Genomic DNA, 26,069 nt, shown 5'->3' with positions numbered 1-26,069 from the left:
CCGGTGATGGGCGTGGGCACCAGCCCGCCATGCGCTCGTAAGGGAGGGCGGAAAGACCCAGGAGAAAAGGGAGAGATCCTCGAAGGCATAGGATGATGGGCATGCTGGTGCCGGGGTACGGCGGCGGGTCGCTGGCAGATCTGCCTGACGCGATGCTGGCGGCGCTGGGCGTGCGCGAGCCTGGCACTCCTGGGACGGCGAACGCTCCCGATAAGGCGACCGCGCGCAACATGCCAAGCGCTCCGGATACGGCGGACGCGCCCGGCACGGTGAGCGCTCCCGAAACGACGGCGGACGTGTCCGGCACGGCGAGCACGCCGAACCCGGCGGCGGCCACCCCCATCACGGCGAATACGTCCGGCGCGCCGGACGCGCGCGACGCGGCCACCGCCCTCACCGCAGCGAGCGATCCTCCGCTCGTCCTGGAGCCCGCGCAGCGCGTCTGCCTCTTCCTGGTGGACGGTCTGGGGGCCGAGCTGTTGCGGGCGCACGCCGAGGCCGCCCCGTTCCTCTCCTCGCTGGCGGGCAGGACGCTCACCGCCGGATTCCCCGCCACCACCGTCACCAGCCTCTGCTCCCTCGGCACCGGCCTGACGCCGGGCGAGCACGGCATGCTCGGGCTGACGCTGGCCGTGCCCGGCACCGGCCACCTGTTCAACTGCCTGCGCTGGACCCTGCCCGGCGGCCTGACCATGGATCCGGACCAGTGGCAGCCCGCCCCGACCGTCTACCAGCGCGCCGTCCGGGCCGGGATCGACTCGGTCTACGTCGGTCCCGCCGAGTTCGAAGGCACCGGGCTGACCAGGGCCGTCTACCGAGGCGTGCGTTACGTGGCCGCCGACGCCGTGGACGACCGCGTCGCGCGGGTGCACGAGGCGATGCGGGCCGGTTCGGCGCATCTCACCGTTTACTACGGCGATCTGGACACCGCCGGGCACATGACGGGCTGGGGGAGCGAGGAGTGGCTCAGGCAGCTCGCCGTCGTCGACGACATGGCGCGCCGGCTGGCCGAGGGACTGCCTCCCGGGTCCGCCCTCTACGTGACCGCCGACCACGGCATGGTCAACGCCACCGAGAAGATCGACGCTGAGAAAGTTCCCGAGCTGACGGAGGGCGTGGCCCTGCTCGGCGGGGAGGCCAGGGCCAGGCACGTCTACGCCGAGCGGGGAGCCGGGAAAGACGTGCTGGAGGCGTGGCGCGACACCCTCAGGGGGAAAGCCTGGGTAGTGTCCAGACAGGAGGCGGTCGAGTCAGGGTGGTTCGGGCCACGGGTGCGGGACACGTGGCTGGAACGCATCGGCGACGTCGTGGCCGTGCCCTACACCGACCTGGCCATCACCGCCCCCACCCGCAACCGGATCGAGGCGCTCTTCATCGGATACCACGGTTCGATGACGGCGGCCGAGCAGTATGTCCCGCTCCTGGAGGTACGCACTTGACCAGCCCGCTGATCACACCCGCCGGACTCGCCGCGCTCGACGACGTGACGGTGCTCGACGTTCGCTGGCGGCTGGGCGGGCCGCCCGGCGTGGAGTCCTATCGCGAGGGGCACGTTCCGGGCGCCGTCTACTGCGATCTGGACAAGGACCTCGCGGCGCCTCCCGGCGAGGGCGGGCGTCATCCGCTGCCCGAGGCGGGCGCGTTCCAGAGCGCGATGCGGCGGCTGGGAGTGTCGGACGGGCGGCCGGTGGTGGTCTACGACGACGCCGGGTCCACGGTCGCGGCCAGGGCGTGGTGGGCGCTGCGCTACTTCGGCCACCAGGACGTTCGCGTGCTCGACGGCGGGCTGCCCGCGTGGATCGAGGCCGGGCTCCCAACCACGAAGGACGTTCCGGGGTCCGACCTCGCCGAGGGGGATTTCACCGCGAGGCCGGGCGGGATGCCGATGTTGACGGCTGACGAGGCGGGCGCGCTGGCCACCCAGGGCGTGCTGCTCGACGCCCGGGCCGCCGAACGCTATCGGGGCGAGGTGGAGCCGATCGATCCGGTGGCCGGGCACGTTCCCGGGGCCGTCAGCGCGCCCACGACCGAGAACGTGGGTCCCGATGGCCGTTTCCTCGACCCCGCCGCGCTACGTGACCGCTTCGCCGGGCTCGGGGTCCGCGAGGGCGTTCAGGCGGGCGCGTACTGCGGCTCCGGCGTGACGGCCGCACACGAGGTGCTGGCGCTGGCGGTGGCGGGCCTGCCCGCCGCGCTCTATGTGGGTTCCTGGTCCAACTGGGTCGCCGATCCCTCCAGGCCGGTCGCCACCGGCTGACCTTCCGCGCATCGGTAACGGGCCCGCGACGAGAGTGGCGGGTCCGCGACGAGAGTGGCGGGTCCGCGACGAGAGTGGCGGGTCCGTACCACCCAGCGTCAGTACAACGGCAGGTCGCCTGCGCCGAAGCAGACGAAGCCGGTCTCACCCGTCTTGGCCGCGGCGGACGCCAGGGCCGCGTTCGGTGGGTGGCCTGCCGCCACGAGCTCGTGGAACATGCTCATCAGCGCCCGAGCCCCCTCATCGCGCACCGGCACCAGCCCGGCCACCACACACGACGACCCCTTGGCCAGGAACGTCCCGGGCAGGCCCAGCGGAGCCCCCTCGACCGGCGTGCGCGACATCCCGGAATTGCAGGCCGACAGCACCACCAGCCCCGGCGACCGGGGGACGTCCAGCAGGTCGTACGCCATGAGCGAGCCGTCCTCCAAGGTGATCCCGGACACCAGCGGACTACGTGCATGAAAGACCCCATGCGCGGCCAGATGCAGCACGTCGGCCACCTCCAGCGCCTTCAACACCGCCCCGGTGTGCCCCGGCACCTCGCGGCCGTCCGGGTGGCAGGCCAGCACGTTCGCCACCTCGGCGTGCGCGTGCGCCAGAGCGGGTCCGGCTGCCGCCACCACCACCGGCGGCCCGCCCCGGCGGGCGAGACCGAGCTCGCGGGCGTGCGCCCAGGCGGCCGCGCTGGCGGTCACGGTCACCGGACGTTCGCGCAGGCACGGCAGCGCACCCCACGGCACCGTGTGGAGGGCGCCCACCGGCACCACCACCAGCGGCCCGTCACCCAGCTCGGCCAGCAGCGGGCGCAACAACAACCGCTCGACTTCCAGGCCCGCCGCCTCGGCGTTCCCCACGTCGCAGGGGTCCTGCCCGCCGGCCTGCCACGGCGCGGTGTGGCGTTCGGTGCACCGCCGGCGTAGCGCGTAACGCAGGCGGACGATCGCCTCCTTGATCGGCCGTACGTCGCCGACCCGCCGCAGCACCGCCCGTTCCCCGGTGATCACCACGGCCAGCAGCGCGTCCTGGTCCGCCACGAACTCCACCAGCGCCCCGGACCCCACCATGGCCCGCACCCGATCGGGGGCCACCGGGGAGCACGCATGGGAAGGCGCCGCGACCGCCCGCCACCGCTCCGCGAACTCGAACACCTCCCCCGCACACCCTCCCCGCACCGCCAGCCCCAGCCCGAACGCCGCCAGCCGCTCCCCGGCCCTGGCCGCGTGGGCGCGTAGCGAAGGGTCGTCGAACGTCTCCACCCGCTCGCTCACCTCCGACAGCCCGTTACGGACCGCCCGGAACGCCCCTGTGGCGTCCTCCTGCAGCGACGCCTCCAGCGCGAGCGCGTGCTGCCGCACGGGCACCGGGATCTCCTGCGTCCGCGTGGGCTCCGCGGCCAGCGAGGTCAGCTGGGTGCCGGCCGGGGCCCACGGCTCCTCCCGTTCGGCGTGCTCGGTGAGCATGGCGAGCTGCGCCGAGGCCGTCGGGTGGTCGTCCAGGGCGAGCGCCGCCTCGGCCGCCACCAGCCGCAACGTGGCCGCCCCCTCGAGCTGCGCCAGCCCGTCCTCCAGCTCGTCCGCGCACGCGACCAGCTCGGCGACCAGGGCGGGCGTGACGGGTTCGAGCGCCAGGCGGGAGCGCAGAACGACCTCCTTGGCCAGCGGCAGCCACGAGGTTCGTTCCTGCGCGGCCAGCTCGGCGGCGGCCTGCTCGGCCACCTGCCGCGCCCGGTGCGGGTCGCCGGTGAGCAGCTCCACCTGGGCCAGCTTCAGCCGCGCCTCGGCCAGCGCCACGTGCGCGCCCGACGCCTCGAGATCGGGCACGGCCAGGCTCAGCATGGCCCTGGCCTCGCCGGGCAGGTGAGCGGCCAGCAGGGCGCCGGCGAAGTCCGCCCGCATCGTGGCCAGCCGCTCGGGGAAGCCGAACAGGGTGTCCTCGGCCTCGCGGTAGTGCTTGAACGCCCCCGCGATGTCGCCGCGCCGTACCGCGAGGAAGGGCAGGTTCGCGGCGGACAGGCGGGCCAGGTGCCGCAGCCCCGAGCGCTGGGAGATCTCCAGGCAGGCGGTGAGGTCGCGCATGGCGGCGTCCCAGTCGCCACGATAGGAGTGGACGAGGCCGCGGTTGAGCAGCCCGCCCGCCAGGAACCTGCGGTCGTCGATGGTGCCGGGCGCGCTCACGAGCACGCGCAGCGCGCGGTCGCAGGACGCGATGGCCTCCTGGTGGCGGCCGAGACGGGCCAGGGCCACCGCGCGCTGCGTGTCGAGCTTGGCGCGGTCGAGCGGAGACAGGTGCGACCAGGCCTGGGCGGCGACGCGGAGGGCCTGGAGCGGGTGGCCGCGTTCGGTGCGCACGGTGACGAGGGAGAGGCGGGCCTGGGCGACCCGCTCCGGCGGGGCGCCCTCGGTGGCGATGGCCTCGCGGAGGTGGTGCTCGGCGTCGCGGAGATCGCCCAGCTCGCGGGCGGCCAGCGCGATGGCCCTGAGCGCGACGGCCTCGGCCTCGGGGTTGCGGGCCCGGCGTGCGGCGGACAGGACGAAGCGGCCCGCCTGGAGCGCGTGATCGGGATCGACCAGGGAGCGCATGACGGCGGCCTCGGCCGCCACGACGAGCGGGTCGCGGTCGCCGGGTGAATCTGGTGTCGCGCTCATGTCGGGCCTTGGAGCGGAACGGCCGAGAGAGGGACGCGCCTCTCTCGGCTGGTCGGTTGGAGGTCAGGTCGGGAGGGTCAGGGACGGATGCGTACCCATCTGGTCTGGACGGGTTTCTGGCCGACCCGGTGGCACACCACGCTGAGCCAGCCCGGTGGCAGTCCGGTGACGGCGAACTCGCCGGTGGCGCTGATCCGCCGGGTGAGTGTCAGATGGGGGGTCTTCACATCGATGAGAGCTCCCTCTCCTGGGTTCGGGGAGATATGTCCAGCGACATCGATGAGGCCGTCGCCGATCGTCACCTCCAGATCGAAGGTGAGATCCGCCGTGACGAAGCGCACCAGGTGGCAGCCCTCGCCATCGCGTACGCCGCCGGCTGCGGCGCACTCGCCGGGGGCGGCCGTGACCGCTCCCGGGACCCGAAGCCCGTAGGCGTCACGTGCGGCGGCGGACACGTGACCGGGAATCGGGTCGTTCCCGGCGGCCAACCGGAGGGCCGCCAGGAAGTATTCATCGTTGATCATTGCGCGGTCTCCTGTAGTGAGAGCAGAGTGCGCAGTTTTTCGAGGCAGCGGGCCTTGGTCGGACCGACGCTGCCGATGGGGAACCCGAGCCGAGCCGCGATCTGCTGGTTGCCGACGTCATTAGCGACCAGCTGGAGGAGTGACCGGCAGGGTTCGGGCAGGGTGGAGACCGTCTTCCAGAGCAGGCGCCTGCCGTCGGCCTCCAGGACGGCGGACTCCGGGTCAGGGCCTTCGACGACCTCGAAGGAGGAGACGCCCGCGCGCTCCTTCCGCAGCAGCAGGAGGGCTTCGCGGCGCACGGTCGTCATGAGCCAGCCTCCCACCCCCGCCGGATCCCTGATGCTCTGGAGATGCTGCAGAAGGCGCAGCCAGGAGCCCTGAACCGCATCCGCCGCGTCGGATGGGCTCAGGCCGCACGCGCGGGCAACGGCCCACATGCGCGGCCCGAACGTGGACTCCAGCTCGTCCCAAGCCGACCGGTCTCCCTCGGCGACCGCGACGAGCAACTCCGCTGGATCCCGCATGCGGCCTCCTTCCGTCCGGCACGAGCAGGCGATCATGCCTCCCCGTGATTGCTTGAGGACTGAGCGTAAACTCTACAGACTCGACGGGATGAGAACTCCCAGATCGGGAATTTGCCGGGTCTCCTCCGAGTCGAAGAGCCGCCGGGCCACCTCCTTCGCCGGCTCGCTCTTGGCCGCGTCCGCCACGGCCCCCGCCACCAGGGCGGTGGCGAACGATGTGCCGCTCCACGTCGCGTATCCAGCGAAGTCGCCTCCGTCCAGAAAACTGCTGGTCAGCCAGTCGCCGCGGGCGCAGGCGTCCACCCAGGTGCCGTGGCCGGAGTAGGGGGCCCTGCGCTCCTCGGACGCGTCCACGGCGGCCACGCCCACCACGGCAGGCATCGCCGCGGGCCAGAACGGCCGGTCGGACCCGGTGTTGCCGGCACAGGCCACGGTCACCGTGTCCGGCAGCGCGGCGATGGCGTCGCCTAGCAGCTGCGGCGGCCGGTCGTCGAAGGTGTGGCCGCCGAAGGAGAGGTTGAGCACCTGCGGCGGGCGCTCGCGCATGCGGTGGAGAGCGCGGGCGACGGTCGCCTCGTCGCCGATGCCGTCGCCGTCGAGCACGCGGTGCACGCGCAGCGCCGCGCCCGGCGCCCGGCGGGCCAGCAGGCCGGCGATGAACGTGCCGTGGCCGGCCTGCGAGCCCTCCGTCGCGTCGGCGTCCTCGGGGGCGGTCTGGCCGTACCAGTCGCTGCCGGCCCACCACGGGTGCTTGGCCACGCCGGTGTCGAGCAGGCCCACGACCACGTCCGAGTGGGATCGGCCCAGTTTGTGGTGGATGGGCGGAACGGGGAAAGGTCTGGACGCGGGACCGCCGAAGAACAGGGGCTGGCCGCGGAACACGTGGTTCGGCGACGCTCTGAAGCCCTTCTCGCGTAGTTCGGCCGTGATCTCGCAGGGGTCGGCGCCGGGCGACAGGTGGATCACGCAGACGCCGTCCGCCTCCGAGACCGCCTGGGTCCAGCGCGACGCGGCGGACAGCGCCGTGCGGTCGGTCAGCAGCTGACCAGGCCGGATGAACGCCGCGCCGACAGATTGGATTTCCATGAGGCGGTATGTATCCCCGCTCGTGCAACTGTCACATGCCACTCCGGCACCAAGTTGGTATGGCCCCCCTCTGGTGTCAGATAGCGACCGACGGTAGTCTCTCCCTAGTCACTTGTGATCATCCCGGGGCGAGGCCGTTGGGGAAGGCGCACCTCGTACCGAAACGGGAGGTCCGGTGTCTGCTCGTGGCGTCCTTTACGTCCACTCGGCTCAGCCCGCGCTGTGCCCTCACATCGAATGGGCAGTCGCGGGTGTCCTTGGCGTGCCCGTAGACCTGACGTGGACGCCGCAACCCGCCGCGCCCAACGTCGTGCGCGCGCAGGCGGAATGGGAGGGGCGCGCGGGCATCGCCGCGGCCATCGCCTCCTCTCTCATGGGCTGGCAGCGCCTCCGATTCGAGATCACCGAGGACGGCTCGCCCGGTGTGGACGGGTCCCGGCACGCCTACACGCCGACCCTCGGCGCCTTCACCGCGGTCATCGGCGCCTCGGGCGACATCATGATCCCAGAGGACCGGCTCAGAGCCGCGATGATGATGGCGGCCCAGGGGCGGTGCGTGCTGGAGGACGAGCTGGACAAGATGCTCGGGCGGCCCTGGGACGAGGAGCTGGAGCCGTTCCGGTACGCGGGCGACGGCGCCCCGGTCCGCTGGCTGCACGCCGCCGTCTGACCCCCCGCCACGGGTTCGCCTCAACCGCGCAGGCCCCGCACCGACGCCGGTGCGGGGCCTCTTGGGAACTCGGCACGGGTCCGACAAAGGGAGAAGGCGGGGTGCGGACCCGCCAAAGGAGCATGTCAAAAGGACCCCGCCGATGTCGGCGAGGTCCTTCGGAAGAGCCTGGAGAGGGTTACAGCGGGATGTTGCCGTGGGCGCCGCGGGCCGGCGTGGCCTGGGCGAGGACCTTGGCGACGGCGCCGCGCGTCTCCGCAGGCTTGATCACCTCGTCGATGACCCCCAGCTCCTGAGCCCGGACGAGCCCTCCGGCCAGCTTCTCGTGCTCTTCGGCCAGCCGCTGCTCCAGCTCCGCCCGCTCCTCCTCCGGCGCGGCGGCCAGCTCGCGCCGCTTGAGGATGCGTACGGCCGCCACCGCTCCCATGACCGCCACCTCGGTGGTGGGCCAGGCGAACACCTTGGTGGCGCCGAGCGCGCGGGAGTTCATCGCGATGTACGCCCCGCCGTACGCCTTCCGCGTCACCAGCGTGACCCGCGGCACCGAGGCCTCGGCGAAGGCGTGCAGCAGCTTGGCGCCCCGCCGGACCACCCCGTCGTGCTCCTGCCCGACCCCGGGCAGGTAACCGGGCACGTCCACGAGGACAACCAACGGCACGCCGAAGGCGTCACACATACGAACGAAGCGGGCGGCCTTCTCGGCGGACGTGGCGTCGAGGCAGCCGCCCAGCCGCATCGGGTTGTTGGCGATCACACCGACCGTCCGGCCACCGAGGCGGCCCAGCGTCGTGACGATGTTCGGCGCCCACTTGGGGTGCAGCTCGATGCCCGGCTCATCGAGCAGGCCGTTGACCAGCGGCTTGACGTCGTAGGCACGCCTCGCCGAGTCGGGCAGCAGCGTGGAGAAGTCCACTTCCTCGATTTCTCCGGTGCGCACCCGGCCCTGGTGGCCGAGGAGCGTGGCGAGCTGGCGTGCCTTGACGTACGCGTCGGTCTCGCTCTTGGTGACGACGTGCACGACGCCGCTGCGCTTGCTGTGGGGCTCGGGGCCGCCCAGGGCCGCGGCGTCGACGCTCTCGCCCGTGACGCTGCGGACCACGTCGGGGCCGGTGACGAAGATGCGGCCGGAGTCGGCCAGGATGACCAGGTCGGTCAGCGCGGGGCCGTAGGCGGCGCCGCCGGCGGCCGGGCCGACGACCACGGAGATCTGCGGCACCACACCGGACGCCTTCGTCATGGCGGCGAAGACGGTGCCGACGGCGTGCAGCGACTCGACGCCTTCGGCGAGTCGCGCACCGCCGGAGTGCCAGATCCCGATGATCGGCACCCGTTCACGGACGGCCACGTCGTAGGCGTGCACGATGTGCTCGCAGCCCTCGCTGCCCATCGCGCCGCCCTGGTAGCGGGCGTCACTGCAGAAGGCGACGACGGGAACACCCTCGACGCGGCCCATGGCGGCCAGCACACCGCTCTTGTCCTGGGGAGTGATCGGCCGCAGCGAGCCCTCGTCGAGCAGCGCGGTCAGCCGGACGACTGGATCACGGGGATCGGCAGGCTCCTGTTCGGAGTCGTCTGTCGCCACCCGGTTGTCCAGCACGGTCATGTCAAGCCCCCTTAAACACGACGGTCACGTTGTGGCCGCCGAACCCGAACGAGTTGTTGACCGCGGCGATGTCGCCTTCAGGCAGCGTGCGGTTGGCCCCGTAGACGAGGTCCACGTCGATGCCGTCGTCGAGGTTGTCGAGGTTGATGGTGGCGGGAACGATCCGCTCCTGCAGGGCCTTGATCGTGAAGACGGACTCGATGCCCCCGGCCCCGCCGAGCAGGTGACCGGTCATGGACTTGGTGGAGGTCACCAGCGGGTGGGTGCCGATGGCCTTGGCCACCGCCCGCACCTCGCCGACGTCTCCCGCGGGGGTCGAGGTGGCGTGCGCGTTGACGTGCTTGACGTCGAGACCGGTGATCTCGGCGTCGGTCAGCGCCTGCGTCATCGCCATGATGATGCCGCGGCCCTCGGGCTCGGGCTGGGTGATGTGGTGGGCGTCGGCGGAGTAGCCGACGCCGGCGCAGTAGGCGTAGATCCGCGCGCCGCGCGCCTTGGCGTGCTCCTCGGACTCCAGCACCACGATGCCGGCGCCCTCGCCGAGCACGAACCCGTCGCGGTCGCGGTCCCACGGCCGGGACGCGCCCTGCGGGTCGTCGTTGCGGGTGGACATGGCCCGCGCGGCAGCGAAGGCGGCCATGTTGAGCCCGTGGATGGCGGCCTCGGTGCCACCGGCGACCACGACGTCGGCGCGGCCGGCCCTGATCATGTCCATCGCGTGGCCGATGGCCTCGGCTCCGGACGCGCACGCCGACACGGTGGCGTGCACGCCGGCCTGGGCGCCCAGGTCGAGGCCGATCCAGGCGGCGGGGCCGTTGGGCATGAGCATCGGCACCGTGAACGGCGACAGCCGGTTCCAGCCGCGCTCGCGCCAGGTGTCGTAGGCGCTCAGCGTGGTGCTGATGCCGCCGATGCCGCTGGAGACCACGACGCCGAGCCGCTCGGGAGCCACCTCCGGAGCGCCGGCGTCCTGCCAGGCCTCCCTGGCGGCGACCAGCGCGAACTGCTCGCTGCGGTCGAGGCGGCGGGACTCGGGCCGGGGCAGCACCTCGGTGGGATCGACCGCCGCCGTCCCCGCGAACTTCACGGGAACGGCGTCGATCCAGTCCGTGCTGAGGGTTTCGACACCCGACTGACCGGCGAGGAGCGCCGTCCAGGTCGAGGTGACGTCTCCACCGACGGGCGTCGTCGCGCCAAGCCCGGTGACGACGACACGTACCCGGTTCGCACTCACGTTTCGCGCTCCTTGCTAGTCAGAATGGAAATGGGGTCAGCCCTGGATGAAGCTGAGGACGTCCTTGACCGTCTTCAGGTTCTTGAGCTGGTCGTCGGGAATCTCGACGCCGAACTCGTCCTGGGCGGCCACGGCGATCTCGACCATGGACAGGGAGTCGATGTCGAGGTCGTCCACGAAGCTCTTCTCGGGGGTCACGTCGGAGGCCGGGATGCCGGTGATCTCGTTGATGATCTTGCCGAGGCCCGCGAGGATGTCCTGCTCGGTGGCAGCCATGTCGATGGTTCTCCTTTGATTTCTGGGTTCTGCACGGCTGTGCCGTACAAGCTCTTGATGGATGGAGGAGGCTAAGGGATCTCGATCACTTGGCCGGCGTAGGTCAGGCCCGCGCCGAAGCCGAGCACCAGCGCGAGACCGCCGGAGCGGACCTCGCCGCGCTCGAGCATGCGCGAGAGTGCCAGCGGGATCGAGGCGGCCGAGGTGTTGCCCGCGGTGACGATGTCGCGGGCGATCACGGCCTGGTCGGCGCCGAGCTTGCGGGCGATGGCCTCGATGATGCGCAGGTTGGCCTGGTGAGGCACGAACGCGGACAGCTCCGAGGGATCCACGCCGGCGCGCTCGCAGGCTTGGAGCGCCACCGGGTGGAGCGTGGTGGTCGCCCAGCGGAAGACGGTCTGGCCCTCCTGGTGGAGGAAGTCGCCGCGGTCCTTGATGTGGATCGCCTCGGACTTGTCGCCGGCGCTGCCCCACACCACGGGGCCGATGCCCGGGGTCTCGGACGGAGCCACCACCGCGGCGCCCGCGCCGTCGGCGAAGATCACGGCGGTCGACCTGTCGGTCCAGTCGACCCACTGCGACAGCTTCTCCGCGCCGATGACCAGCACGTTCCTGGCCGATCCTGCCCGCACGGCGGCGCTCGCGGTGCCGAGCGCGTAGCAGAACCCGGCGCAGGCGGCGTTCACGTCGAACGCGCCGGGCGACTGGATGCCGAGGCGGTGGGCCACGATGGCGGCGGCGTTGGGGATCTGGGTCTCGAGCGTGCAGGTGGCCACGATGACCAGGTCGACGTCCTCCGGCGACAGGCCGCTCGCGGCCAGCGCCTTGCCGCCGGCGATGGTGGCCATGTCCTCGACGGACTCGCCATGGGGCGCGACCCTGCGCTCCTTGATGCCGACCCGGGACTGGATCCACTCGTCGTTGGTGTCGATGGTCTTGGCGAGGTCGTCGTTGGTGACGACCTGTGCGGGCTGGTAGTGGCCGAAGGCGAGAATCCTGCCGCCCGGGGCGATGTCGGGGATCTTCACTTGATCAGCTCCCTGGCCGCTTCGAGGTCGTCGGGGGTCTTCAGCGCCACGGTCCGCACGCCGGACAGGCCGCGCCTGGCCAGGCCGGTGAGCGTGCCGCCGGGCAGCAGCTCGATCATCTTCGTGACGCCGAGCGCGGCCATGGTCTGCATGCAGGCGTCCCACCTGACGGGGCTGCTGATCTGCTTGACCAGCCGCTCCACGAACTCGGCGCCGCCGGCGACCGCCTGTCCGTCCGAGTTGGACAGCAGCGTGACGCGCGGGTCCGCGGGGACGACGCCGGCGGCGGCCTCGCGCAGGCTCTCCACGGCCGGGGCCATGTGGTCGGTGTGGAACGCGCCGGCCACCTTCAGCGGGATGAGCCGGGCGCGGCCCGGCGGGTCGTCCTTGAGCGCGGACAGTTGCTCCAGCGTGCCGCCCGCCACGATCTGGCCGGCGCCGTTGATGTTGGCGGGGGTCAGGCCGTGCTTCTCGACGGCGGCCAGGACCTCGTCCTCGGCGCCGCCGAGCACGGCGGTCATGCCGGTCTCGGTGATCGCGGCGGCCTTGGCCATGGCCTTGGCGCGCTCGCGGACCAGCGTGAGGGCCTGCTCGTGGGTGAGCACCCCGGCCAGCGCGGCGGCGGCGAACTCGCCCACGCTGTGGCCGGCGAGCACGTCGGGGGCCGCGCCCAGCGCCTCGGCCGAGGCCAGCGCGGCGGCCACGAGCAGCGGCTGCGCGACCGCGGTGTCGCGGATCTCGTCAGCGTCGGCGGTCGTGCCGTAGGTGATCAGATCGAGCCCGACGACCTCCGACCAGGCGCCGATTCTGTCGGCCACACCGGGCAGCTCGAGCCAGGGGGACAGGAAGCCTGGCGTTTGGGCACCTTGGCCCGGAGCGACGAGTACAAGCACAAAACCCACCTTGCCCTGTAGAACTCCGACACGCGGATAATGATCCGCACGAACTTCATCCGGGGGGTTTTGTAGGAAGCCTACAGTGGGGGTTTCGCCGCCATTACGTTAGGGCGCGCCACGTTTCGGCGCTTGCCGACAACCGCCCGAGAATCAGGCCGACCTGAAGCGTGAAGGCCGACCTGCCCTCGGTGGGCTGGTATCCGGTCAGCTCCGTGATCTTCTTCAGGCGGTAGCGGACGGTGTTGGGGTGGACGAACAGCAGCCGCGCCGTCGCCTCCAGCGAGGTGCCCTGCTCCAGGTACGTGGCCAGCGTGTCGAGCAGCGGCGTGCCGGCGAGCGGGAGGTAGACGTTCTCGATGAGCTGCTGCCTGGCGTCGTCGTCCCCGTCGAGCGCCCGCTCGGCCAGCAGCTCTTCCGCATGCACCGGCCGCGGCGCGTCGGGCCAGCCGCACGACGCCTTGAGCCCGGCCAGCGCCGCCCTGGCGGACCGCGCGGCGGCGTGCAGGTCGGGGACCTCGGGGCCGATGACGATGGGGCCCATCCCGAAGCGGTGCACGACCTGCTTGGCGGCGTCGTTGACGCTCCCCGCGCCGCCCACGATCACGATCAGCCGGTCGCCCTGCACGTCGGCCAGCAGGTCCATGCCGATGCGGCGGCCCTTCTCCCGCAGGCTGTCGATGACCGCGCGGGGGTCGTCGTCGGGGGCCTGGCCGGCGATGACGACCACGGGGGAGGAGGTCCAGCCCAGCGCGGCCGCCCAGGAGTGCAGGCCGTCGTCGACCTCACCGCGTACGAGGGCGTCCACGATCAGGGCCTCGAGCCTGGCGTCCCACGCGCCCCTGGCCTCGGCCTCGCGGGCGTAGACGTGGGCGGCGGCGAAGGCGACGTCGCGGGTGTAGCGGAGCATGGCCTGCTGGAGCTGGTCCTCGCCGCCCGGCGCGGCCAGCTCGTGGGTCTGCGCCTCGACCACCTCCACCACGACCCTGACGATGTCGACGGTCTGCTGGAGCGAGATGGAGCGCTTGAGCTCGCGCGGGGCCGTGCCGAAGAACTCGATGCTGGGGGTGGGCCGATCCTCGCCGGCGGTCGAGAACCACTCGACGAACGCGGCGATGCCGGCCTGCGCCACGAGCCCCACCCACGACCGGTCCTCCGCGCTGAGCGCGCGGAACCACGGCAGCTGCTCGTCCATGCGAGCCATCGCGGCCGTGCCGAGCGAGCCCATGGCCCGCTCGAGCCTGCGCGTGGTGTCCTCTCGGGTCCGGTCTGTCACGTCTCCTAGAGTGCCAGCTCCACCCGGATGACCGCGACGGCCGCCCCGCCGCGGCCAGGACCGCCGTACGGGGGCTAGATGACCGCGACCGCGGTGATGAGGCCGATCGCCACGTGCGTGACGGCGAGCAGCCGCGCGCCCGGCTGCAGCTCGGGCTCCTTCACCAGGTCGCGTACGGAGATGCCCACGATCCGGTCGAACACCAGCATCGCCACGGTCTGCACCACGATGCCGACCAGGCCGAAGACCGCCGTGCCCGCCAGCCCCTCCGCGAGCCGGCCGCCTGAGGCCCAGATGGAGGCGGCCACGATCAGCCCGACGGCGCCCAGGGCGGACGTGGTGAGCAGGGTGGCGTTGGGGTTGCGGTCGGTGCGGATGACCTCGCTCAGCTTGCCGGGGGTGGCCCAGTCGATCACGTAGAAGCCGACGATCATCAGGATCACGCCGACGGCGGCGTACGCGGCGATGGCGCCCGCGCCACGAGCGAGGGTCTCGAGAAGGGTCACGTTGATTCCTATCAGGCGATGAGGTGGGGGACGAACGAGGAGGTGTCATCGGTGATCAGGCCGCTCGTCTCCCTGATACCCAGCCCGGCGGCCTCGTCGGCGACCACCCAGGCGCCGAGCACCGGCCGCTGCCCCTCGAACTCGGGCAGCGCCTCGAAGCCCTGGAAGACGTAGCCCTCCTGGCCGTAGGAGCCGGGCGTCTCCTGGGTGCCCTCGGGGGTGACGATGCGCATGGAGGCGCCCTCCCTGCCGAGCAGCGGCTTGGCGATGTAGGAGGTCAGCTCGCGCGGCCCGTCGAGGTAGGCGGGCAGCAGGTTGGGGTGGTCGGGGAAGAGCTCCCACAGGATGGCCAGCAGCGCCTTGTTGGACAGCAGCGTCTTCCACAGCGGCTCGATCCACGTGGTGTGCCGTACGGCGTGCCGCCCGAACTCGTCGGCCAGCATCCACTCCCAGGGGTAGAGCTTGAACGCCGAGCGGATCGGGCGCTGCTCGACGTCCACGAAACGGCGGTTGAGCGAGTCCCAGCCGATGTCCTCCATGGCGATGGCCATGGTCCGCAGGCCCCCCTGCTCGGCCGTCTCCTGCAGGTAGGCCACCGTCATGGCCTCCTCGCCGGTCTCGTCCGCGTTCGTGAACGCGAAATGCGTCGGCCCCGCCGGCAGCCGTAACTCGCGCCAGCGGTCGATGAGCCGTTCGTGCACGGAGTTCCACTGGTCGGCGTCCGGGTGGACGTCCTGCAGCCAGAACCACTGCACGACCGACGACTCCACGAGCGAGGTCGGCGTGTCGGCGTTGTACTCCAGCAGCTTCGCCGGTCCCGTGCCGTCGTAGCGCAGGTCGAAGCGGGCGTACACGTGGGGGTCGCGGCGTTCCCACGAGCGCGCGACCTCCTCCCACGCCCACTCGGGGACGGCGAAGTCGGCGAAGCGCCGGGTCGAGACCACGTGCTCGACGGCGCGCAGGCACATGTCGTGGAGCTCCTCGACCTGCTCCTCCAGCGCCTCCACCTCGTCCAGCGAGAAGACGTAGTGAACGGACTCGTCCCAGTAGGGCCGGGTCAGCCCCGACGGGTGCGCGGCCCGGTGGTAGGCCAGGCCCTGGCTCTCGATCGTCTTCTCCCAGCCCGGCCTGGGAGTGCCATGCTCACGGCGCACGTGTCAGCTCCCGCTGCTCCAGCGGTTGCCGAAGCCACCGCGCTGGATCTCTTTGCCGGAGCGGCTGGAGATGTTCACGTCGGACGGGCGGTAGGTGCTGCCGTCGTACACCCGGTCGCCCCTCCTGGTGCCGCCGTAGTACCAGTGGTACGCCCCGTGCGAGTTGCCGCTGCTGAACCGGTACGAGCTGTTGCCGTCGTCGTCGTCCTCGCAGTAGGAGTCGTCGACGACCTGGTAGGAGTCCGGGATCGGGGTCGGGGTCGCGGTGGTGAAGTCGTCCGTGGGAATGGAGGTGTCGTCCTCCACGAGGATGACGCAGTCGGCGGCGACCTCGTCGTCGTCGTTCGACTCCGCGATCGCCCAGACGGCGACCAGTGTCACGGACAGCGCGCCGACGACTGTCAGTACGACGGTCTTGGACGACTTGCGTTCTGGCGCCTCTTGGTACTGGGGCGGTGGTGCCATCAAGCTCCTGCTTTCATGGGCCGATCAGCCTATCGGTGGTGCTTGTCCGCGTTCAATCTGGACGTGGTCATTTGCTGGGGGTTGGGAACTGTTCGGTGAGGTAGGGATTCCTGTGGGCATGAGCTCGCTTGAGTAAGCACCTGCGCTGACCGCGTCGGCACGACCAGGTCGCAAAGGGAACCCGCCGCTCCGGATCGGACCGCACGCGGGACGTGCGTCGCCGCCCGGGGTTGTACGTGGGGGACCAGTGCGCCCAAGACCGTTCGGGGCGCGCCGCTGCACGGGATTCACTCCTACTCAGTGTCGAGGAACGGTATGAAGTGACGTATGGAACCGGTTGAGGCCCTGCGCGAGATCGCCTTCCTGCTGGAGCGCGCCGGAGAGCCCACATATCGCGTGCGGGCCTTCCGCCGCGCCGCGGGGGTCGTCGCCGACCTGCCCGGGGACGAGCTGGTGCGGTTGTCCCGCACCGGCGGACTCGGCGACCTGCCGGGTATCGGCAAGGTCACCGCACTGGTGATCAACGAAGCGCTGGATGGTCAGGTTCCGACCTATCTGCGTAGAATGCGGGCGACCGCGGGCGTACAACTCGACGAGGAGACCGCCGCGCTGCGGGCCGCGCTGAAAGGGGACCTGCACAGCCATTCGGACTGGTCGGACGGCGGCTCGCCGATCGAGGAGATGGCGGAGGCGGCCATCGGGCTCGGCCACTCCTACATGGCGCTGACCGACCATTCACCCCGGCTGAGCGTGGCCAAGGGGCTGTCGGCCGAGCGGCTCGAGCGCCAGCTCAACGTGGTGGCCAAGCTGAACGAGCGGCTGGCCCCGTTCCGGATCCTGACCGGCATCGAGGTGGACATCAACCTGGACGGCTCGCTCGACCAGTCGGACGAGCTGCTGGAGCGGCTGGACGTGGTGGTGGCCAGCGTCCACTCCAAGCTCCGCATGGACGGCGACGACATGACCCGCCGGATGGTCACCGCCATCGCGAACCCTCTGGTGGACGTGCTCGGCCACTGCACGGGGCGGGTGGTCCAGGCCGGGGGCAAGCGGGGCGAGCGCCGCCCGGAGTCGTCGTTCGACGCCGAGCTGGTCTTCGAGGCCTGCCGCCGCTTCGGGGTGGCGGTGGAGATCAACTCCCGGCCCGACCGGCTCGATCCGCCCAAGCGGCTGATGCGGCTGGCGTACGAGATGGGGTGCGTGTTCGCGATCGACTCCGACGCTCACGCGCCCGGGCAGCTCGACTGGCAGCGGTACGGCTGCGAGCGCGCGGCGAGGTGCGGCATCGAGGCGGACCGCATCGTCAACACGTGGCCGGTGGACCGGCTGCTCGAGTGGACGGCCCCTTGAGCCGTGCCTGCCCACTCAGGATGATCATGTCTTCCTTGGCGGAAGGGTCACATGTGTAGACGGCGTCTAGGAATGTGGCGATGGCATTAGAACTGCATTACAGAAGTCGTCAAGAGGCGTGTACCCAGCGCAGTTTTCCTGCGGTGGTCAGGAGTGCCAGCGCGCCGTCGGCGGTGTAGGCGGCAGAGGCGGTGCCCGGGTGCGTGGCCACCGAGCGGCCGGATCCGTCGACCACCTCGGCCGTCCCGCCGTAGGTGATCACGAAGGTTGCGCCGGAGGGATGGGCGCGGATCCGCGCCTCGTCGGCGATCTCGCGTGTCCACGTCTGCTTGCCGAGGGGGTCGACACCTCGGATGCCGGTGAACCGCCTGTCCTTGCCGTCCTTCCAGTGGGCGTACACGGCCAGGCCCTTCGTCCCGGCGGCGCATCCGGCGATGGCTTCGAGGCTGGTGTTGATCGGCACTGGCTTGCCCGAGGGGGTCAGCAGGTAGGCGCGTTCCCCCGTAACCACCGCAGTGGTGCCCGACGTACAGATCAGCCTGGCCGGTTCACCGATCGTGTTGCGGGAGGTCTCGCGCCAGCCCCGCCGATCGTGCCGGAACCACAGCACCTGCTTCCCGGTGGACGCGACCGCGATCGTCCTGGACGCGTCCTCCGCCCAGGAGAAGCCGCTGTCCACCGGGATGTGCTTCTCCTTGCCCTTTGGCCGGATCAGCCGCAGCCTGCCCTTTTCCGAGCCGTCGCTCTCGACGATCACCGCGTCGGAGGCATCACGTGCCGTCAACACCCGCTTGATCGGGGCGTCGGACTTCGCGAACGCGCCGGAGAGGGAACGCGGCTCAGGATCGGGGCCCTCTGCCGCACCGGAGAACACCGGGTCGGGGCAGCGCGCCTGGCAGACCACGTCGGCACCCTGGGCGTAGGCCGCCGTGTCCCGCCAGACCTCCCTGCCTGCCCGGTCCAGCCCGTAGAACGCCTTGCCCCGGTTGTCGGCCACCACGGCGCCCTCCGCGGACACGGCCACGATCGCCGGCGGCCGCGCGTCGGGCTCCGGCTGAGCGGTCGCGGTGCTGCAGCCGGTCAGGAACACCAGCAGGGCGAGCACGGCTCGGGACATCACAGATTCTGCTCCTGGGAGAGAGGGTGTGCCGCGCCGCCCGCGGCACACCCGTCACGTGGCGTCAGGCCTTACCGGTGGTGGCGGTGCACTTCGGGTCGATGCCGCCGACATCGAAGACGAACTTGACGTCGACGTGCCACCTCGTCTTGTAGGCCACCTGCCTGTAGGGCTTCTTGGAGTGCCAGCCCGGCTTGATGTCGTCTCCGGAATTCCACTCCCACAGCGTCTTGTCGGGCCGATCGGCCAGGGACTCGCGGATCCTCAATCTCACGTTGCTCTTCTTGCCAAGGTCCCTGTTGTTCTCGGCGCCCAGCCAGTAATTGATCTCGTCGACAACGTCAGCGTAGCCGTTCGGCGTGTAGAAGACCCTGACCTGCCCTTCGTAGTCGTCCCACTCTACGCAGCTGTCATTGAGCTCCCGCTGCCCCGAGGCGGAGGTCGCCGAGGCCGAGACGCCGGCCGTGGGCATGATCGACAAAGCCACCCCCAGAGCTCCGAAGATCGCGGTCTTCCGAAGTGTGCCTGTCACTCGCATGACGCCCTTTCGTCTGGGGTGATTCGGTTGCAACAAAGGGCAAATGTAGGGAGGTGCGGTATATCCGCGGTATGTTCCCGTTCGGCCGTGACGGCGACCAGCCACGCACACCGCCCGGCCGTGTCCGTGGACAGACCCCGGCCACGACGACTGGGAGTCCCCACGGCGCAGCCGTACCCCTGGAGAGAGTGCAAACGGCCGAACGGTCGGACCCCCGCTTCGCAGCTCCCTCGGGACGACGACACCGTCTACTCGCGAGGGTTCGGTCACCGGCGTGATCCACCGACAACGGCTCTCGCCGCACCTCGGGCGATGGTCGGCCCAAGACGGAGGAGCGGGTGGTGGGGGAGGTCGGCCGCATGCTCGCCCTTCCCGACCGGGTCACCGCCGTGTTCTGCACGGAGACCGACGGCATGACCGGCTCCCTGTGTGCCGGTGCACCAGCTCGGCGCCAAGGCGGCCGAGGTCCTCCTCGACACCCTGGGCGGCGCCGAGCCGGCCTGCGCCATGCAAACCTTGCGCTCCGAGCTCATCCCACGAGCCTCGGTGGCCCCGCCTCGATCTTGATCTTGGGTCACTAGCCGATCGGCGCCGCAAAGTAAAGCCTTGGCAAGCGCTTTCCGGGCGGCTAAAAACGTTCTAATCTAAGATCACTCCGCAGGAGTACGCCCGTGAGGCTTGCACTCATCGCCGCCGCGGTCACGCTGACCGTCTCGGCGACCCCCGCCGTGGCGGCCCCCCTCGACCCGGCCCCCGGACTCAAGTTCGACTTCGGCTCCACGTCCAGCCCGTTGGCCGAGGGCTACACACGCGTCGCGCACAACACCCTCTACACCGCCGACCTCGGCTACGGCCTGGACCGGGCGGTGGGCTACCGCGACCGCGGCACCGCCGACCCGGTGACGCGTGACTTCACCGTCTCCGGTTCGTACGGCTTCGCCGTGGATGTGCCCAACGGCGAGTACGAGCTCACCGTGATCTCCGGGGACGCCATCGCCCCCAACGCCACCACGCTCGCCGTGGAAGGCGAAGACCGCGGGACCATCACCGCGAGCACCGGCGCGTACGGCGACTACACCGGGACCGCCCTGGTCGCCGACGGCCAGCTCAACCTGGCCTTCGGCCGGGACGGCCGGGTGAACGCGGTCCTGGTCGAACCAGCCACCGCGCCCACCGGACTGGCGGCCACCGCGATCAAGGCGACTGCCACCCCGAGCGTCACGCTCGCCTGGAACGCGACCGGCACCGCCGGGTACGAGATCTACCGAGCCGGCAGCACCGCCGGTCCGTGGACCAAGCTGGGCGGCAGTTCCGCGCCCGCCTTCACCGACAGCACGCCTGAGCTGGGCCTGACCTACGTCTACGCGGTCGCCGTGCCCGGCGGCACGTTGGGCGCGCCGCTCACCGTGACCGTCAAGGACGCCACCCAGGCCGCCCCCGCCGCGCCGGAGAGCCTGGAACTGGTCACCGCCTCCAGCAAGAAGATCACGCTGCGCTGGCGGCCGGTCGAGGGCGCCCTGCTGTACCACCTCTACCGGGACGACAAGCGCATCGGCGTCGTGACCGAGGCCGGCTACACCGACGAGATCGTGCCCAGCGACCGGCACCGCTACCGGGTGGTGGCCGCGGGGACGGGCGGGTTGTCGGCCTCCTCGGCCACGCTGACCTCGCCGGTCACCGCCTATCCGCTGCGCCGGATGGCGAAGCTCGATCGTGGCCTGGTCGCCGTACCGACCGGGCAGGGGACGCTGGTGAGCTGGCGGATGCTCGGCACCGACCCGGCTGAGGTGAGCTTCAAGCTCTACCGGGACGGGAAGCTCCTCACCACCACCGACAAGACGAACTATCTGGACAGCGGCACCGGCTCCTACACCGTCGCCGCGGTGCTGGACGGCCGGGTGGGCCGCCGCTCGGCGCCGGTGCGGCCGTGGGCGGCGCCGTACCTTGACATCCCGCTGGACAAGCCGGCCGGGGGAGTGACCCCGAGCGGTGGCAGCTACGACTACCGCGCGAACGACGCGGCCGCCGCCGACCTGGACGGAGACGGGCAGCACGAGATCGTGCTCAAGTGGGACCCGTCCAACTCCAAGGACAACTCCCAGGGCGGCTACACCGGTGCGGCCGTCTTCGACGCCTACGAGCTGGACGGGACCAGGCTCTGGAGGATCAACCTGGGCCGCAACGTTCGGGCCGGGGCCCACTACAGCCCGTTCCTGGTGGACGACTTCGACGGGGACGGGCGGGCCGAGCTCGTGGTCAAAACCGCGGACGGGACCGTGGACGGCGCCGGAACCGTGATCGGGGACGCCGCCGCCGACTACCGCACCACAGGCGGCCGGATCCTGAGCGGGCCGGAGTACCTGACCGTCTTCGACGGGCGCAGTGGCGCGGCGCTCGCCACCGTCGACTACGAGCCGGCCCGCGGCAACCTGGCCGACTGGGGTGACACCGGCGGCAACCGTTCCGACCGCTTCCTTGCCGCCGCCGCCTACCTGGACGGCGTGCTGCCCAGCATCGTGATGACCCGCGGCTACTACGCCAAGACCATGCTCGTGGCCTACGACTGGCGGGGCGGCAAGCTGACCAGGCGCTGGACGTTCTCCAGCTCCGACAACCCCGGGTACGGCGGCCAGGGCAACCACAACCTGTCCGTGGCCGACGTGGACGGCGACGGCAGGGACGAGATCGCCTACGGCGCGATGACGCTGGACGACGACGGCACCGGGCTCTACACCACCAAACTGGAGCACGGCGACGCCATGCACCTGGGCGACCTCGACCCGGCACACCCCGGCCTGGAGATCGTCGGCGTGCACGAACACACCGACATGCCGTGCGGGCTGGAGATGCACGACGCCGACAGCGGCGAAATCCTCTGGTGTGTCAGGACCGGCCAGGACACCGGGCGCGGCCTGACCGGCGACATCGACCCCGCGCATCCGGGCGAGGAAGCCTGGGCCTCCACCGGGGCCGGGCTCCACACCGCCACCGGCGAGCTCATCTCGACGAAGACGCCGGCGATCAGCAACTCCATCTGGTGGGACGGCGACCTGTCCAGAGAGATCCTGGACCACGACTACTCGGCCGAAAAGCTGGCCGGCGTGCCGACCGTCGGCAAGTGGGACCCGGCCACGCAGACCACGGTCAACATGCTCACCGCGACCGGCGCCTACTCCAACAACACGACCAAGGGCAACCCCTCGCTCCAGGCCGACCTCCTGGGCGACTGGCGTGAGGAACTGATCGTCCGGACCGAGGGCTCCACCGCGCTGCGGCTCTACAGCACGCCGTACGCGACGGATCACCGCTTCCCCGCGCTCATGCACGACCCGGTCTACCAGTCCGGGATCGTCTGGCAGAACGTCGGCTACAACCAGCCCCCGCACACCGCTTTCTTCCTGGGCACCGGGATGGCCACGCCGCCGGCGCCGTACCTGACCACCGGCTCCCCGCTCCAGGCCCGGCTCCAGCTCCGGAAGGACCGGCTCAACGTGGAACTGCCCCACCGCGGCTCATCCGGGCAGGACGTCGGCGGTCGCGCCGGGATCCTGCCGGGGACGGTCCGCGCGGTCGCCGACGGGAAGCTCGTCGAGCTCGGCGCCACGGCACTGCCGCACGGCGACCTCCGCGTGGACGGCGCCGCCATCGAGAAGGCGCTGGCCGGCTACACCGGCACCGTCACCGTGACCGTCACCGGGCATCTGACCGACGGCCGTACCTTCACCGGCGAGCTGAAGATCCGCCCGTGACGTACGGGCTCGTCCACCCCGCTTGCGGGCCTTCCCGGCGCGGGGTGGGCGAGCTCAGCCTTGGTAGAGGTCGATCCGGTTGGCGCTGGGATCGATCACGCATGAGGATCGAGGCTTCCAGGGAGTGTCCGCGGGCGGGTACAACTCGGTCGCCCCGGCGGCGAGCGCCCGTTGGTGGGCGGCGTCGACATCCCGCACAAGGAGCCCGAAGCGTGTCGGCCCCGCGCCTGCGAGGTCGCGGTCCGGGTCGGCGATGGTCACCAGGAAGAACTCGTCACTGGGCCACGTCCCGAACTGGAATGACGAGATCTCGGGGTTGAACGTGGCATCGAATGCCTGCTCGTAGAAGCCGATGGCCTCCTCTCGGTCCCTTACGTGGATCATGACCTGGACGATGCGGGGCTTGCTGACGGTGGGCATGGGGACTCCATGTTCGATGTATTGGCCGACTGTGCAGGCCATCTGGGACAGGGCGTGAGCACGCTCGAGCAAGTGCGCCTGATGCCGGGCGAGTACGTGGCGCAGGGCGTTCTCGTCCTGTTGGTCAAGGGCTTCGCGGATGGCGTCGAGGGGGAGGTCGATCCTGCGCAGGGTGCCGATCAACCGAGCTCGCTGCGTCTGCTCTGATCGGTAGCGGCGGTAGCCCGTGGTCGGATCGACGAAGGCGGGCTTGAGGAGTCCGACCTCGTCATAGTGCCGCAGCGCGGGGATCGACAAGCCACTGACGAGGGCGAAGGCGCCGATGCTCAACAGGTCGTCGTTGCTCACGCCACTAGCGTCGGGTCTCGGGCTACCTGAGAGTCAAGGGCTCTCTACGGTCCGCGTCGGCGGATACCGCAGAGATATCTAGATCACCGCAACGGGTTGGCATATGATCCGGGCGTCCCGAGCCGGTGGGGAGCCGCCCATGTTAAGCCGCCGCAACGCCATGCGCGCCATGGCGATGTCCCCCTTCGCCGTCCCGGTTCTCCACACGGGAGCCGCGCATGCCGTACCCGCGCCGCCGGCCGGGGGCGACCCATGGGCGCGGGCCAACCACGTCGTGGCGCGGGTGCGCGGGCCGAGGTTCCCGCGGCGCCGGTTCGACATCAGGGACTACGGCGCGGCCGGGGACGGGGTGACGGACTGCACCGCGGCCATCCGTTCCGCGATCGGAGCCTGTCATGAGGCGGGCGGCGGGCATGTGGACGTGCCGGAGGGACGGTTCCTGACCGGTGCCATCCACCTGCTGAGCAACGTGGACCTGCACATCGCCGCAGGCGCCAGGCTGCTGTTCAGCACCGACCCGAAGGCGTACCTCCCGCTGGTGCTGACCAGGTTCGAGGGCGTCGAGCTCTACAACTACTCCCCGCTGATCTACGCGTACGGCCAGCGGAACATCGCGGTGACCGGGTCCGGCGCGCTCGACGGGCAGGCGGACAACGATCACTGGTGGCCGTGGAAGGGATCGGGCAGTTACGGCTGGGAGCCGGGCGAGCCGCGCCAAGCCGAGGCAAGGGCCGCGCTGTTCGCCCAGGCCGAGCAGGGGGTGCCGGTCGCGCAGCGGCTGTACGGCGAGGGCGGCTACCTGCGCCCGTCCTTCATCCAGCCCTACCGGTGCGAGAACGTGTTGATCGAGGGCGTCACCATCGTCAACTCGCCGATGTGGGAGATCCACCCCACGCTGTCCCAGAACGTGCTTGTGCAGAACGTCACGGTCGAGACGCACGGCCCGAACAACGACGGCTGCAACCCCGAGTCCAGCCGGATGGTGGTGATCCGCGACTGCACGTTCGACACCGGCGACGACTGCATCGCGATCAAGTCGGGGCGCAACGCCGACGGCCGCCGGGTGAACGTGCCCAGCGAGTACATCGTTGTCGAGGGCTGCACCTTCCGCGACGGGCACGGCGGCATGACGATCGGCAGCGAGATGTCCGGCGGTGTGCGTGAGGTCTTCGTCAGGGACTGCTCGATGTCCAGCCCCAACCTCGACATCGCGCTGCGGTTCAAGACGAACTCCGTGCGCGGCGGGTTCGTCGAGGGCTTCCACGCCAGGGACATCGAGATCGGTCAGGTCGGCGGCTCGGTCATCGACATCAACTTCTACTACGAGGAGGGTCCCGGGCACGGTTTCAACCCCACGGTGGGCGGGATCGAGGTGCGGGACATGACCGTACGGACCGCCAAACGGGCACTCAACCTGCGCGGTTACGCCGACGCGCCGATCCGCGGCATCACGCTGACCGACGTGGACTTCGGCACCACCGCGACGCCGAGCGTGGTGGAGCACGTCGAGAACCTGGTGCTCAAGAACGTCCGCGCCAACGGCGAACCGCTGATCCTGACCTGATCGCCATGCGCCGGCGTGGTGGATCTGGCTTACACTCGGCGCGCATGCGACTGAAGACGATCTTCGCGCTTCTCGTGGTCTACACCGTGTATTACGAGGTCGTGTCGCCCGTGCTGCTCAGGTTGCTCCTCCATACATCGCCCACGGCGGACCGTACCGGCTCGTCGCTCCCTACGTCACTGCGCGGGGACGTGCGCTGGCCTCTCCGGTGATCTCGGGTGCGTACTGGTCCGAGGGGAAACGGGTCACGTACTCGATCGTGCCGGAGGTGCGGCCGGACCTGACGCTGCCCCCGGATGCCAGGCCGGAGCACGGGGACGTCGGCACCCGCTATGTGGAGGCGGCGGTGCGGACCGGTCCTGCGGAGTTCTGGGTGCTCGGGAGCTTCGCATGGGTGGAGCATGACGCCTAGGAGGGGGAGGACGTCTTCCCGAGGCGACCCTTGGTGATGCGTAACCTCTCCGGCGTGTGGACGTGCTTCTGGGGACCGGCAGGCGACGGGATGCCCGAGTTCGGCGACACGGTGCCAGACGGAAGGGGAGGCCTATGGGCCGCTACGGGCAGGTATGACAGCAAGCGCGGCACTCTGTGGCATATGTCCGGCGGGCGGTGGACGCTGGAATTCATCCCCATGCCGGATGGCGCCCACGCGGTGGTGTACGACCTGGTGACGCGCGACGGCACAATCTATGCGCTCGGCTCGATATCCAAGGATCCTGCTGGTTAACTCGCGACACGCGGTTGTAGGTTCGTGACCTGAGTCTTTGGCGTCCGGGATCATGCGGTGCGCGGCCGGGTTTCCCCCTCCTCCCGGTCGTGGATGGAGTGGTCGGTGTCGA

The 26,069-nt window shown here is 70.7% G+C and carries 25 protein-coding genes; 9 read left to right on the top strand and 16 right to left on the bottom strand.

What is annotated here, in order from left to right; translation table 11 throughout:
* Positions 1 to 101: 101 nt before the first annotated feature.
* The gene (locus ABN273_RS26530; protein WP_349451722.1) at positions 102 to 1,439 is read left to right on the top strand and encodes an alkaline phosphatase family protein; all 1,338 of its coding nucleotides are present in this window, start codon (positions 102 to 104) and stop codon (positions 1,437 to 1,439) included.
* Complete coding sequence (locus tag ABN273_RS26525) at positions 1,436 to 2,257, top strand: sulfurtransferase (RefSeq protein ID WP_349451721.1); 822 nt, start codon at positions 1,436 to 1,438, stop codon at positions 2,255 to 2,257. Before ABN273_RS26530 ends, ABN273_RS26525 begins: the two co-directional genes overlap by 4 nt.
* Positions 2,258 to 2,355: 98 nt before the next feature.
* Here ABN273_RS26525 and ABN273_RS26520 read toward each other — a convergent pair whose 3' ends face one another.
* From ABN273_RS26520 to ABN273_RS26505, 4 genes are all read right to left on the bottom strand, one after another.
* Complete coding sequence (locus tag ABN273_RS26520; RefSeq protein WP_349451720.1) at positions 2,356 to 4,905, bottom strand: CHAT domain-containing protein; 2,550 nt, start codon at positions 4,903 to 4,905, stop codon at positions 2,356 to 2,358.
* Positions 4,906 to 4,982: 77 nt separating this feature from the next.
* Complete coding sequence (locus tag ABN273_RS26515) at positions 4,983 to 5,429, bottom strand: hypothetical protein (protein WP_349451719.1); 447 nt, start codon at positions 5,427 to 5,429, stop codon at positions 4,983 to 4,985.
* Positions 5,426 to 5,953 (bottom strand): RNA polymerase sigma factor, encoded by a 528-nt coding sequence (locus tag ABN273_RS26510; protein ID WP_349451718.1) that lies wholly within the window; start codon positions 5,951 to 5,953, stop codon positions 5,426 to 5,428. Before ABN273_RS26510 ends, ABN273_RS26515 begins: the two co-directional genes overlap by 4 nt.
* 72 nt (positions 5,954 to 6,025) lie before the next feature.
* On the bottom strand, positions 6,026 to 7,039 hold the full coding sequence (locus ABN273_RS26505; RefSeq protein ID WP_349451717.1) for a S8 family peptidase: 1,014 nt from the start codon (positions 7,037 to 7,039) through the stop codon (positions 6,026 to 6,028).
* 175 nt (positions 7,040 to 7,214) lie between these two features.
* Here ABN273_RS26505 and ABN273_RS26500 point away from each other — a divergent pair, with 175 nt between their 5' ends.
* Positions 7,215 to 7,709: a DUF3145 domain-containing protein gene (locus tag ABN273_RS26500; RefSeq protein ID WP_349451716.1), complete on the top strand. Its 495-nt coding sequence runs from the start codon at positions 7,215 to 7,217 to the stop codon at positions 7,707 to 7,709.
* 178 nt (positions 7,710 to 7,887) lie between these two features.
* Here ABN273_RS26500 and ABN273_RS26495 read toward each other — a convergent pair whose 3' ends face one another.
* The 9 genes from ABN273_RS26495 to ABN273_RS26455 all read right to left on the bottom strand — a co-directional run bounded on the left by ABN273_RS26495 (position 7,888) and on the right by ABN273_RS26455 (position 16,144).
* Positions 7,888 to 9,312, bottom strand: a complete 1,425-nt coding sequence (locus ABN273_RS26495) for a carboxyl transferase domain-containing protein (protein WP_349451715.1) — start codon at positions 9,310 to 9,312, stop codon at positions 7,888 to 7,890.
* Position 9,313: 1 nt separating this feature from the next.
* A complete protein-coding gene (gene fabF / locus ABN273_RS26490) occupies positions 9,314 to 10,546 on the bottom strand; it encodes a beta-ketoacyl-ACP synthase II (protein WP_349451714.1) in 1,233 nt (410 codons plus the stop codon).
* 36 nt (positions 10,547 to 10,582) lie between these two features.
* A complete protein-coding gene (locus ABN273_RS26485) occupies positions 10,583 to 10,822 on the bottom strand; it encodes an acyl carrier protein (RefSeq protein ID WP_139637719.1) in 240 nt (79 codons plus the stop codon).
* Between the two features lie 71 nt (positions 10,823 to 10,893).
* The gene (locus ABN273_RS26480; RefSeq protein WP_349451713.1) at positions 10,894 to 11,850 is read right to left on the bottom strand and encodes a beta-ketoacyl-ACP synthase III; all 957 of its coding nucleotides are present in this window, start codon (positions 11,848 to 11,850) and stop codon (positions 10,894 to 10,896) included.
* Positions 11,847 to 12,743, bottom strand: a complete 897-nt coding sequence (locus ABN273_RS26475) for an ACP S-malonyltransferase (RefSeq protein WP_349451712.1) — start codon at positions 12,741 to 12,743, stop codon at positions 11,847 to 11,849. Before ABN273_RS26475 ends, ABN273_RS26480 begins: the two co-directional genes overlap by 4 nt.
* A gap of 103 nt (positions 12,744 to 12,846) precedes the next feature.
* A complete protein-coding gene (locus ABN273_RS26470) occupies positions 12,847 to 13,971 on the bottom strand; it encodes a PucR family transcriptional regulator (RefSeq protein WP_349451927.1) in 1,125 nt (374 codons plus the stop codon).
* A 122-nt stretch (positions 13,972 to 14,093) separates the two neighbouring features.
* A complete protein-coding gene (locus tag ABN273_RS26465) occupies positions 14,094 to 14,525 on the bottom strand; it encodes a DUF350 domain-containing protein (RefSeq protein WP_349451710.1) in 432 nt (143 codons plus the stop codon).
* Between the two features lie 11 nt (positions 14,526 to 14,536).
* Positions 14,537 to 15,679, bottom strand: coding sequence for a glutathionylspermidine synthase family protein (locus ABN273_RS26460; protein ID WP_349451709.1), 1,143 nt, complete (start codon positions 15,677 to 15,679; stop codon positions 14,537 to 14,539).
* 3 nt (positions 15,680 to 15,682) lie between these two features.
* Entirely contained in the window at positions 15,683 to 16,144 is a 462-nt protein-coding gene (locus ABN273_RS26455) for a hypothetical protein (protein WP_349451708.1), read from the bottom strand.
* A 327-nt stretch (positions 16,145 to 16,471) separates the two neighbouring features.
* On the opposite strand from ABN273_RS26455, the gene ABN273_RS26450 reads away from it, so the two are divergent.
* Positions 16,472 to 17,494 (top strand): PHP domain-containing protein, encoded by a 1,023-nt coding sequence (locus tag ABN273_RS26450; RefSeq protein ID WP_349451707.1) that lies wholly within the window; start codon positions 16,472 to 16,474, stop codon positions 17,492 to 17,494.
* 109 nt (positions 17,495 to 17,603) lie between these two features.
* On the opposite strand, the gene ABN273_RS26445 is transcribed toward ABN273_RS26450, so the two are convergent.
* Both ABN273_RS26445 and ABN273_RS26440 read right to left on the bottom strand, forming a co-directional pair.
* Positions 17,604 to 18,614, bottom strand: coding sequence for a hypothetical protein (locus tag ABN273_RS26445; RefSeq protein ID WP_349451706.1), 1,011 nt, complete (start codon positions 18,612 to 18,614; stop codon positions 17,604 to 17,606).
* Between the two features lie 61 nt (positions 18,615 to 18,675).
* Positions 18,676 to 19,143 carry a hypothetical protein gene (locus ABN273_RS26440; RefSeq protein WP_349451705.1) on the bottom strand — a complete coding sequence of 156 codons (468 nt, stop codon included), beginning with the start codon at positions 19,141 to 19,143 and terminating at the stop codon, positions 18,676 to 18,678.
* Between the two features lie 677 nt (positions 19,144 to 19,820).
* Between ABN273_RS26440 and ABN273_RS26435 the strand changes: the two genes are divergently transcribed.
* Positions 19,821 to 22,898, top strand: a complete 3,078-nt coding sequence (locus tag ABN273_RS26435) for a rhamnogalacturonan lyase family protein (protein WP_349451704.1) — start codon at positions 19,821 to 19,823, stop codon at positions 22,896 to 22,898.
* 54 nt (positions 22,899 to 22,952) lie between these two features.
* On the opposite strand, the gene ABN273_RS26430 is transcribed toward ABN273_RS26435, so the two are convergent.
* Positions 22,953 to 23,666 (bottom strand): MerR family transcriptional regulator, encoded by a 714-nt coding sequence (locus tag ABN273_RS26430; protein WP_349451703.1) that lies wholly within the window; start codon positions 23,664 to 23,666, stop codon positions 22,953 to 22,955.
* Positions 23,667 to 23,805: 139 nt separating this feature from the next.
* Here ABN273_RS26430 and ABN273_RS26425 point away from each other — a divergent pair, with 139 nt between their 5' ends.
* The 4 genes from ABN273_RS26425 (at position 23,806) to ABN273_RS26410 (ending at position 25,957) form a co-directional block, all read left to right on the top strand.
* Complete coding sequence (locus ABN273_RS26425; protein WP_349451702.1) at positions 23,806 to 25,230, top strand: glycoside hydrolase family 28 protein; 1,425 nt, start codon at positions 23,806 to 23,808, stop codon at positions 25,228 to 25,230.
* Positions 25,231 to 25,274: 44 nt separating this feature from the next.
* A complete protein-coding gene (locus ABN273_RS26420; RefSeq protein WP_349451701.1) occupies positions 25,275 to 25,442 on the top strand; it encodes a hypothetical protein in 168 nt (55 codons plus the stop codon).
* Positions 25,439 to 25,642, top strand: coding sequence for a hypothetical protein (locus ABN273_RS26415; protein WP_349451700.1), 204 nt, complete (start codon positions 25,439 to 25,441; stop codon positions 25,640 to 25,642). Before ABN273_RS26420 ends, ABN273_RS26415 begins: the two co-directional genes overlap by 4 nt.
* Before the next feature lie 183 nt (positions 25,643 to 25,825).
* Entirely contained in the window at positions 25,826 to 25,957 is a 132-nt protein-coding gene (locus ABN273_RS26410; RefSeq protein WP_349451699.1) for a hypothetical protein, read from the top strand.
* The last annotated feature ends 112 nt before the right edge of the window (positions 25,958 to 26,069 follow it).

The sequence above is a fragment of the Nonomuraea sp. B19D2 genome (assembly GCF_040137845.1).
Lineage (GTDB): Bacteria > Actinomycetota > Actinomycetes > Streptosporangiales > Streptosporangiaceae > Nonomuraea.
The sequence above is the reverse complement of the archived record's forward strand: the minus strand, read 5'-3'. Positions and strand labels throughout refer to the sequence as shown.